The 10,655-nt window shown below is 53.8% G+C and carries 11 protein-coding genes; 7 read left to right on the forward strand and 4 right to left on the reverse strand.

The features are described 5' to 3' along the window. The 4 genes from AC128V_RS04805 to AC128V_RS04820 form a co-directional block, all read right to left on the reverse strand. The coding region (locus AC128V_RS04805; RefSeq protein ID WP_482763549.1) for an ATP-binding cassette domain-containing protein at positions 1-311 on the reverse strand (311 nt) is incomplete at its 3' end. Further along, complete coding sequence (locus AC128V_RS04810; protein ID WP_482763550.1) at positions 312-1,202, reverse strand: ABC transporter ATP-binding protein; 891 nt, start codon at positions 1,200-1,202, stop codon at positions 312-314. Continuing rightward, positions 1,192-2,175 (reverse strand): branched-chain amino acid ABC transporter permease, encoded by a 984-nt coding sequence (locus tag AC128V_RS04815; RefSeq protein ID WP_482763551.1) that lies wholly within the window; start codon positions 2,173-2,175, stop codon positions 1,192-1,194. The genes AC128V_RS04810 and AC128V_RS04815 overlap by 11 nt, the downstream gene beginning before the upstream one ends. Positions 2,176-2,185: 10 nt before the next feature. Beyond that, positions 2,186-3,496, reverse strand: coding sequence for a branched-chain amino acid ABC transporter permease (locus AC128V_RS04820; protein WP_482763552.1), 1,311 nt, complete (start codon positions 3,494-3,496; stop codon positions 2,186-2,188). 212 nt (positions 3,497-3,708) lie between these two features. Here AC128V_RS04820 and guaB point away from each other — a divergent pair, with 212 nt between their 5' ends. From guaB to guaA, 7 genes are all read left to right on the forward strand, one after another. After that, positions 3,709-5,214, forward strand: coding sequence for an IMP dehydrogenase (guaB, locus tag AC128V_RS04825; protein ID WP_482763553.1), 1,506 nt, complete (start codon positions 3,709-3,711; stop codon positions 5,212-5,214). 9 nt (positions 5,215-5,223) lie between these two features. After that, positions 5,224-6,339 carry a GuaB3 family IMP dehydrogenase-related protein gene (locus tag AC128V_RS04830; RefSeq protein ID WP_482763554.1) on the forward strand — a complete coding sequence of 372 codons (1,116 nt, stop codon included), beginning with the start codon at positions 5,224-5,226 and terminating at the stop codon, positions 6,337-6,339. Then, positions 6,340-7,104 carry an SURF1 family cytochrome oxidase biogenesis protein gene (locus tag AC128V_RS04835; protein WP_482763555.1) on the forward strand — a complete coding sequence of 255 codons (765 nt, stop codon included), beginning with the start codon at positions 6,340-6,342 and terminating at the stop codon, positions 7,102-7,104. A 51-nt stretch (positions 7,105-7,155) separates the two neighbouring features. After that, positions 7,156-7,419, forward strand: a complete 264-nt coding sequence (locus AC128V_RS04840) for an HPr family phosphocarrier protein (protein ID WP_482763556.1) — start codon at positions 7,156-7,158, stop codon at positions 7,417-7,419. Between the two features lie 2 nt (positions 7,420-7,421). Further along, entirely contained in the window at positions 7,422-9,050 is a 1,629-nt protein-coding gene (locus AC128V_RS04845) for a putative PEP-binding protein (protein WP_482763557.1), read from the forward strand. 14 nt (positions 9,051-9,064) lie between these two features. Further along, positions 9,065-9,502 carry a DUF3817 domain-containing protein gene (locus tag AC128V_RS04850; protein ID WP_482763558.1) on the forward strand — a complete coding sequence of 146 codons (438 nt, stop codon included), beginning with the start codon at positions 9,065-9,067 and terminating at the stop codon, positions 9,500-9,502. Beyond that, positions 9,499-10,655 (forward strand): glutamine-hydrolyzing GMP synthase (guaA, locus tag AC128V_RS04855; RefSeq protein WP_482763559.1); only part of this gene is annotated, 1,157 nt, incomplete at its 3' end. The genes AC128V_RS04850 and guaA, both read left to right, overlap by 4 nt.

Consider the following 10,655-nt stretch of genomic DNA (forward strand, 5'->3'; position numbering starts at 1 on the left):
CCCATCTGCAGGTTCTCTTCGATGGTTAGCGATGGAAAGACGTTGTTGGACTGTGGGATAAAACCAACACCCTTTGATACCAACTGGTTTGGCTTCAGCCCGGTGATGTTCTCACCGTTTAGGGTGATGGAACCTTCGCGGACCTTTACCAGACCAAAGATTGCTTTTAGCAAGGTGGACTTACCGGCACCGTTGGGACCGATGATTCCAATTAGCTCACCCTTGTCGGCATAGAGGTTGGTGCTGTTGAGGATGTTCACGCCCGGCAGGTAGCCGGCTACTAGATCTTTGACTTCTACAACGCGAGTCATTTACTTACCTTCCTCGCTGATGACATTGATTCGACCGGTGATAACACCTAGGTCAGTGTCCTGGTGGGCACCTAGGTAGGCATCGATAACTGCCTGTTCCTTCATAACGGTGTCCGGGGCACCTTCTGCCACGACCTTACCTTCGGCCATTACGACCACCCAGTCGGCGATGTGACGAACCATGTGCATGTCGTGCTCAACAAACAGCACGGTCATGCCCTCCTTTTTGAGGTTTAGCACGTGCTCAAGTAGCGACTGGGTCAACGCTGGGTTTACACCAGCCATTGGCTCATCCAACATAACTAGCACTGGGTCGGTCATAAGGGCACGAGCCATTTCTAGAAGCTTGCGCTGACCACCCGATAGCGACGCTGCGAAGTCATCCTTCTTGGCATCAAGCTTGAACTTCTTGAGAAGCTCCATCGCCTTTACCTCAAGCTCGTTGTCCTGCTTGCGCCATAGGAAAGGGAATAGTGAGTTCAATAGCTTTTCGCCAGTTTGGTTCTTAGCTCCGAGCTTCATGTTTTCAAGCACAGTCAAAAGACTTAGCGCCTTGGTGAGCTGGAAGGTGCGAACCTGACCCATTTTGGCGACCTTGAACGATGACACACCAGCAAGCTGATTGCCCTGGAAAGACCAGGCACCGGTGTCAGGGCTGTCGAACCCGGTTAGTAGGTTGAACAGCGTGGTCTTACCGGCACCGTTGGGACCGATGAGAGCAGTAATCACACCGCGAGGAATCTCTAGGTGATCGACATCCACCGCCGTTAGACCGCCAAAGCTCTTTTTGACATGGTCGATGACCAAGATCGGGTCAACCTTCTTCACTCCCGGAGCAGCAACTCCGATGTGTAGTCCGGTTGACTTCTGGTTCTCTGAATTACTTGACAAAGGTCATCTCCCTCTTGTCTCCAAAAATACCCTGCGGACGGTAGATCACAATAAGCATCAAACCGATACCCACTAGCACATAGCGCAAGGTGGCGGCCTGGATGCCAGATACCGGCAAGATGCCAGACTCTGCCAACGCCGGCAAGATGTTGGTCAGGAAGGCCTGCAGCACCCAGAAGATGATCGAGCCAAGCACCGGACCAAAGATTGTTGCAGCGCCTCCAAGAAGCAGTGCAGTCCAGAGGAAGAAGGTGAGCGAGGTCACATAGACACCAGGGGAAACGTTGGTGCTGGTTGCAAGCACGATGCCACCGAGGGCACCGAAGATGCCACCGATGATTAGAGCTTGCATCTTGTATGCAAAGACGTTCTTACCAAGTGCGCGAACTGCATCTTCGTCTTCGCGAATACCCTTTACAACGCGACCCCAAGGGGAGCGCATTAGAGCCCAGAGCAACAGGGTTGCAACCGCGAGCACGATTAGACCAAATACCAGCATCCACAAGGTCTGCTCGTTGTAGGTCCATGGACCCCAGCCGTAGTCACCAACAGGGAATGGGTTTGCCTCAGCAAAGCCACCGGAGTTGTTGTAACCAAATAGGCCGTCGGCACTACCGGTGACAGGCTCAAAGGCTGTGGTTAGGAACAAAAGACGCAAAATTTCAGCTGCCGCAATGGTCACGATTGCTAGGTAGTCACCGCGAAGTCGCAGGGTTGGAATACCCATGATGAGCGCGAAAACCACCGAAGCGGCGACACCCATGAGCATGCCAGCCCACCAAGGGAGCCCAAAGGTCAGAACGCTGATCGCGTATCCGTAAGCACCAACGGCCATAAAGCCTGCGATACCAAAGTTCAACAATCCGGCAAAACCGAAGTGCATAGCCAGACCCAAGGTTGCCAGTGCAAACGCCAAGATTGTTGGCGTCAACAGTCCCGCCAGGGTGTTATTGAGAATTGATCCCCAGTCCATGGTCGACCTCCTAACCTATCCTCTGTTTTTTACCGAGCAGACCTTGAGGTCTGAACAGCAAGATTCCGATAAGAACAACCAGTGCACCGACGTACTTGAGGTCGGCTGGGATAAATAGTGAGCTGGTCTCAACCAACACACCAACCACGAGCGAACCGATTAGAGCTCCGAATGCGGTACCCAATCCACCCAGGGTGACGGCAGCGAAAATCAATAGCAAAATCTGGGCACCCATGTCCCACTTGATGCCCGGGCGGAAGTAAGCCCAAAGCACACCGGCAAGACCTGCGAGTGCGCCCGAGATGATCCAAACGGTGCGGATCACCTTGTCGACGTCAATACCGGAGGCTGCTGCTAGGTCTGGGTTGTCAGAGATAGCGCGGGTCGCCTTACCGGTTTTGGTCCTAAGTAGCCACCAAGCAAATCCCATGATCACAACGATCGAGATAGCCATGGAAACCAAGTCGGTCATCGAAAGTGCAACCGAACCAAATAGCGGCACCATGGTGGAGTCGGCACCAGGAAGCTGCTCCGTGCCACCACCCACGAAGTACTGGAACAGGTAGCGAGCCGTTAGCGACAGACCAATGGACACAATCATCAGCTGAACCAGCGCAAGTCCACGCTTTCTCAAAGGTTTCCAGAGCCCGGCATCAAGTGCCCAACCCATACCTCCGGAGAGCAATACTGCTGCTGGGATTGCCAGCCACATTGGAAGCTGCAGTCCAGCGCCCAAAACCAAAGCTGCAACAGCTCCGAAGGTAACCATTTCGGAGTGGGCAAAGTTTGAAAGACCGGTGGTTCCGAACACCAGCGACAGTCCAACTGCGGCTAGACCAAGCATTAGACCGAAGTTCAAGCCGTAAATCAAACGAGCAACGACCTGGTCAAACATAGAGACGGTGACGCGGGTTCCCTCACCGATAAAGAAGTTGGCAACCAGTGGGCTGGTCTTCCCTAGAACAACATCCTTGGTTGCTCCGCCCTCACCGGTAACTGCGATGCCCTCAGGCAGAGTTTCCTGGTCCAGGGTGACCTTATATCCATCGCCTTCGACACCTGGAACGCCGATGTACCACTTACCGTCTGCTCCGGTTACGGTTTCGGCGGTGTAGCCACCACCGTCAACAATCATGCGGACGCCGCCCAGTGGTTCACCCTCCAGCTTTACGTTTCCGGTAATACCGCGCTCTAGATCTTCACCAACACTGTCGGCGCTCGCAGGGGTTGCACCTAGGCCAAAACCCAGAACCGTAGCGATAAGAAGTAGTAGTAGGGATGAGAGCAATCGCTTGGGATTGCTGGCAGAGAGGAATTGCACCTGTCCTCCAAATCGTAATGAGCTACTTTGCTCTAGAGCCCCGTTGGGGACTCTCAAAAACATTAGCAAAGTAAACCTAGCGGCATTCCCCTCAGGCCATAAATCTTTGGTTTCGAAAAGATTTCAATACCTGAGAAAATGCGCCCTATTAATAGGAGCGATTGCTTGGCTAGAATTAGGAAACGAATCCACCACAAGTAGAGGATTGCCAATTGGAGCTTCCAGACCCATTTTCCCTAGTCGGACTCACCTATGACGACGTCCTGCTGCTTCCTGGGCAATCCGATGTGATGCCATCTGGGGTTAGTACCCAGACTCAGGTTTCTAGAAACATCTCAATCAACGTCCCGCTTATCTCCTCAGCCATGGACACCGTAACCGAGGCCAGGATGGCAATCTCAATGGCGAGACAGGGCGGCTTGGGCATCCTGCACCGCAACCTCTCGATTGACGATCAGGTCACTCAGGTTGACCTGGTGAAAAGAAGTGAAGCCGGAATGGTCTCTCACCCGGTCACCACTACCGCCTATGCCACCATCCAGGAAGTCGATGACCTCTGCGGTAAATACCGGGTATCCGGCCTTCCGGTAATTGACGAAGATGGCAAGTTGGTTGGAATTGTGACCAACAGAGATATGCGATTTGTGCTTGAGGTGCAGCGCACCACCACTTTGGTAAAAGACGTCATGACCCCAATGCCGCTAATTGTTGGCAAGGTTGGAATCAACCCTGACGAGGCAATGGCAATGCTGGCCCAGCACCGCATTGAGAAACTGCCGCTGATTGACGATGACCTAAAGCTCCGCGGGTTAATCACCGTCAAAGACTTTGACAAGAGCGAGAAGTATCCAAACGCATCCAAGGATGGTGCTGGTCGCCTTTTGGTCGGTGCAGCAATTGGCGTTGGTCCAGATGCCTGGGAGCGCGCAATGGCCCTGGTTGAAACCGGTGTGGACATGTTGATCGTGGACACCGCTCACGGACACAACAGTGCCGTTTTGGACATGATTCGCAAGCTAAAGAGCGAGCCGGTTGCGAAGTTCACCGACATCGTCGGCGGCAACGTTGCCACCCGTGAGGGTGCTCAGGCGCTGGTCGACGCAGGCGCCGACGGCGTCAAGGTTGGTGTTGGTCCAGGTTCAATTTGCACCACTCGAGTTGTGGCTGGAGTTGGTGTTCCGCAGGTGACTGCGGTTTATCTAGCATCGCTTGCGGCTAAGCCAGCCGGCATTCCTGTTATCGCCGACGGTGGATTGCAGTACTCGGGAGATATTCCAAAGGCATTGGTTGCTGGAGCGAATTCCGTAATGATCGGATCGCTACTAGCTGGTACTGATGAGGCACCTGGAGACATCACTTTCGTGGGAGGCAAGCAGTACAAGACCTATCGCGGCATGGGATCACTCGGTGCAATGCAGTCCCGCGGATTGGCACAGTCTTACTCCAAGGACCGCTACTTCCAGGACGATGTGCTTCGCGAGGACAAGCTGGTTCCAGAGGGAATCGAAGGTCGAGTGCCATACCGCGGTTCGGTTGCATCGGTTGTTCACCAGCTGGTGGGTGGCTTACGCGCATCCATGGGTTATGTGGGTGCCGGAACCATTCCAGAATTGCAACAGCGCGGCAAGTTTGTTCGAATCACGGCTGCGGGATTGCGTGAATCGCACCCGCACGATGTTCAGATGACCATCGAAGCCCCTAACTACGGCACTCGCTAGGAGGCCCAGATGAATCAGGTTGAAATTGGTCGCGGCAAGGATGGCCGCAGAGCATTTGCTTTTGATGACATCGCAGTAGTTCCAACCAGACGAACTCGCGACCCAGAAGATGTTTCCACCACCTGGGCGATCGACGCATACAAGTTCGACCTTCCGGTAGTTGCAGCACCTATGGACTCCGCCATGAGCCCAGCCACCGCGATTGCCCTTGGCAAGCTAGGAGGTCTAGGTGTCTTGGACCTCGAGGGACTTTGGACTCGCTACGAAGACCCAACTCAGCAGCTTGAGGAAATCGCAAATGCGAAAGACGAAGATGCCACCGCAGTGCTGCAGCGCATCTATGCCCAGCCAATTCAGCCTGAACTAATTACCGCACGCTTGGCAGAGATTCGCGCGGCCGGCGTCACTGTTGCCGGAGCGCTATCTCCGCAGCGCACTCAGGAGTTCTCGAGCGTTGTCCTCAAGGCCGGTGTCGAGATGTTTGTGATTCGCGGAAACACTGTTTCTGCAGAACACGTTTCAAAAACTCAGGAGCCACTGAACCTCAAAGAGTTCATCTACAAGCTAGATGTCCCTGTCATGGTTGGTGGCGCTGCTAGCTACAAGGCTGCGCTGCACCTAATGCGCACCGGTGCTGCCGGTGTGCTAGTTGGATTTGGTGGCGGTGCCGCTTCCTCCACCCGCAAGATTTTGGGTATTCACGCTCCAATGGCAACCGCGGTTGCTGATGTTGCGGCAGCACGTCGTGACTACATGGATGAATCCGGTGGTCGCTACGTTCACGTCATCGCCGATGGCGGTCTTGGTACCTCCGGAGATATCGTCAAGGCAATTGCCTGTGGCGCGGATGCCGTGATGCTTGGAACCGTTTTGGCAAGAGCTGCCGAGGCACCTGGCCACGGTTGGCACTGGGGTCAAGAAGCAGTTAGCGAGAAGCTTCCGAGAGGCAACCGAGTATGGGTTGGCTCACACGCTCCAATGGAAAATATCTTGCTTGGACCTGCGGATAACGCCGATGGCACCAGCAACCTAATTGGAGCACTTCGCCGCTCGATGGCAAGCACTGGATATTCCGATGTGAAGGAATTCCAGCGCGTGGACGTCGTAGTCAACCAGTACCAGTAAATGAGACAGCCCAGTTTTTGGGAGGTTGCCCGCAGACCCAAGTGGATCGCGGGATTACTAATCGCAATGCTCACCGCAGCAGCATTCGCTTTTGCAATGCAGTGGCAACTCTCTCGCACCTTTAATACAGTCGGTGTGAGCGTAGAGGAGGCAGCCCCTCGTCCGTTGGCAGAGTTGATCGCACCAAATACGCCCATAGATAAACCGGTCTATGACCGGCTTGGCACCTTCACCGCCACAATCGATTCGCAGAACTCCCACATCATCGGAGGCCGTTTGCAGCTTGAGTCGGATGGTTCGACCAGAACCGGCTACTGGCTGATCACTAACTCTTTAGTTGGTGACGCATCACTAACCCTGGCTATTGGCTTCTCGGAAGATTTGGATGCGGTGAAAGCTGCGCAACAGAAGCTTGAAAACATCGAGATTTCGGCTGTTGGATATGTCGAACCAAGCGAGCCCGTAAAGCGCTCAAGCGATGCGGATTTTGATTCGGTAGCACTCGGCCAGTTAGTCAATGTTTATTCGCAAAATCCAATTGCTTCTTACCCTGCCTATTTGATTTTGCAGTCTGGAATCGAACACGATCTTGAACCAATCTCAATTGGCATCAGGCAGCAGGAAGTCGAGATTAACTGGCTCACTGCGTTTTACGCAGTTGAGTGGGCATTCTTTGCACTGGCTGCTTTTTACCTCTGGTGGCGTTTGGTGATGGACCAGCGTGCCAGGGAATCCAGTGACCAAGGTTTGCAAGACCCGAAATAACTTGGAAATTCTTGTTATTCTCGACCGATACTTAGGAGGTAAGTCGCATCGATGATCACCACGACCGTAACCATTGAAGATCCAATCGGTTTACACGCAAGACCAGCAGGTCAGATTGTGAAACTCGTCAAGGAGTCTGGACTTACCGTTCGAATGGGAAAGGCAGGCGAGGAGCTAGTACTAGCTAACTCACCGCTTCGCATGATGGCGCTTAAGGCCAAAACCGGCGAGCAGTTGGTTGTCGAGGTTGACACGAACGACCAGGCAGTCGCAGACAGTCTGTTTACCCAGATTCAAAACTTTTTGAAGGGCTAGTGGTGACAGTTTCTTCCGGCACAATCCTCACTGGCCTAGGTGTCGGACTAAATGCCGTTCGCGGCGAAGTCTTTCGCGTAAAGCCCCAGGCAACACTTCCAGGACCTGCAAAGCACGGTGGCGATGCGGGTGTTGAAAAGGAAACCCTCAGGGGAGCAATCCACCACGTTGCCGGATACCTAGACGAGCTATCTGTAAAAGCCGGAGGCACCAGCGCTGAGATATTCGAAGCACTAAAGATGCTTTTAGAAGATGAAGATTTATTTGAAACAGCAATTGCCGAGATCGAGTCCGGCTGGAATGCTGCCACCGCTTTTACTGTCGCGGTTGATTCACTGGACGCAATTTTTGCCGGCGATGCGGCCTTCGAGGAGCGCTTGGTGGACCTAAAGGATCTAGCAAGACGAGTTGCCGCTCACATCGCGGGCATTCACATGGGTCTAGATCTTCCTACGACCGGCGCTTACGTAATTGTCGGCGATGACTTTTCCCCGGCTGATACCGCGCAGTTCACGGACGCGGTTGTCGGAGTTGTAACCATCAAAGGTGGGCCAACATCTCACACCGCGATCATCTGTCGCTCGAAGTCAATCCCTGCATTGGTTTCCTGCGCTCAGGCGGTTGAGCTGTTAGACGGCATGCAGGTTCTGGTTGATCCGGTTGGCGACCGAGTTGTGGTCGGTGGCGATGCCTCGATGGCAACCAAGGCGATTAGCTTTGTCGCAAAAAGCTTGGACCCGATCATTCCAGTGCGCGCAAATATCGGCTCGCTGGAAGACTCGATCCAGGCAGCAACCACCGCTGCCAACGGCGTAGGCCTATTCCGCACCGAACTGCTTTACCTATCTGAATCGACGATGCCTTCTGCTCAAAAGCAGGCCAAGTCATATGCCGAGATTCTCAAGGCCGCGCCTGAGGGGCCGATTGTGGTCCGCACCATCGATGCCGGTAGCGATAAGCCAGTGCCATTTTTGGATATGCCTCACGAAGAAAACCCAGCGCTTGGCATTCGTGGCTTCCGCCTAATTCAAGATCACCGCCAGTTCCTAATCGATCAGCTTGAGTCGCTTGAAGTTGCTCGCAAAGAAACCGGTCGTGAGGTTTGGGTTATGGCTCCAATGATCGCCACCGCAAGCGAAGCCATTGAGTTTGCTCAGCTAGCAAGAAGCGCCGGTGACTACAAGGTCGGCATCATGGTTGAGACCCCAGCTATCGCAATGGCACTCTCGGATCTAGCCGGCAAACTTGATTTCATCTCGGTTGGCACCAATGACCTATCCCAGTATCTGTTTGCCGCCGACCGCATGAATGCTGGTCTTGGAGCATTACTAAACCCTTGGCAACCGGCATTGGTTCGCATGCTGAAGCTCATCGCGAGTGAGTCAGAGAAGGCTGGAATCTCTTCCGGCGTTTGTGGTGAATCGGCATCTGACCCAGCGTTCGCGGTTGTGTTGGCTGGTTTGGGCTTCAAGTCGGTATCGGCTTCAAGAAGTCAGGTTGGTGCAGTTAGATCAGCGCTTTCCGCTGTGACTCTGGAGCAAGCTCAGGAGGTTGCCAACCTCGCCCTTGCTGCAACGACTGCAGATCAGTGCAAGTCGGTTGTTCTGGATGCACTAGCCAAGCTTGCCTAAAGTAAACTTCTTTTATGACAGGCCCTGCCGCTTCCCAAATTGAGCAAGTAAAAAAGGTTCTCAAGCTATTTACTGCATCCAGCTACATCACTGGAACCTTTCTGTTGCTCTTGATGATCACCTGGGGGATCCGTCGCCTACCATTTCTAGGTTTCGACCTATGGCTGTTCGGCCCCAACGGATTTATCACCTTCGAGCAGTACGGCATTGAGGGTGAAGGCCTTCCAGATGTCGGTGTGAACCTAACGGTTGCAATCCTCATTGTTCACGGCTGGCTCTACGTTCTATATCTATTTGCCGATTTCAGACTGTGGACTTTGATGCGCTGGTCGTTCTTGAGGTTCTTGATCATTGCCGCCGGTGGCGTTGTGCCACTGCTGAGCTTTTTCACCGAGTCCTACTACGCCAAGTTGGCGCGCAAACAACTCAGCGAAATTGAAGGTCAGAAATGAAGCCAGTTCTAGTTGTTGATTTCGGTGCTCAGTACGCACAGTTGATTGCAAGACGAGTTCGCGAAGCCAATGTCTACTCCGAGATCGTCCACCACAACATCACCGCGAGTGAGGTGGCAGCAAAGAATCCGGCCGCGATCATTCTCTCCGGCGGTCCATCGAGCGTCTACGAAGAGAACTCCCCTCAGCTAGATCCTGAGATTCTCAAGCTCGGCATTCCAGTACTCGGCATTTGCTATGGCTTTCAGGTTTTGGCTCAGGCACTTGGTGGTCGGGTAGATAAGACCGGCAAACGCGAATATGGCGCAACACAGTTGAACCTAAATTCCTCAGGTGTTTTGCTGGGCAACCAACCAGTGCAGCAAATCTGTTGGATGAGTCACGGTGACCAGGTAATGGTTGCACCGGATGGCTTTGAGGTTTTGGCATCCACCGATACCACTCCGGTTGCAGCATTTGAATCTAGAGAGCAGCGCATCTTTGGTGTGCAGTGGCACCCAGAGGTCAAGCACTCCGAGCAGGGTCAGAACGTCCTTACCAACTTCCTCTATCAGGGGGCCGGCATTGAGCCGACTTGGAATTCCGGCAATGTGATTGCGGAGCAGGTCGAAAAGATTCGCGCTCAGGTTGGTGACGCCAGAGTTATTTGTGGGCTCTCCGGTGGAGTTGACTCCGCGGTTGCCGCAGCGTTGGTTCACAAGGCGGTTGGCGATCAGCTCACCGCGGTGTTTGTTGACCACGGTCTTTTGCGCAAGGGTGAGCGTGAGCAGGTAGAGCGCGACTATGTGGCAGCTACCGGCATTCGTTTGATCACGGTCGATGCCGAGGAGAAGTTTCTATCGGCGCTCGCAGGCGTTTCCGACCCAGAAACCAAGCGCAAGATTATTGGTCGCGAATTCATTCGCACCTTCGAAGAAGCAGAGCGCAAACTAATCGCCGAAGCGGCCGCTGATTCTCGCCCGATCAAGTTCTTGGTCCAGGGAACCTTGTACCCAGATGTTGTTGAATCCGGTGGCGGCGCAACCGCGGGTATCAAGTCTCACCACAACGTTGGAGGTCTTCCAGAAGACCTGCAGTTTGAACTGGTCGAGCCACTGCGCGCACTGTTTAAGGACGAGGTGCGAGCAATTGGTGCCGAGCTTGGTTTGCCGCA

The sequence above is a fragment of the Aquiluna sp. genome, assembly GCF_965064355.1.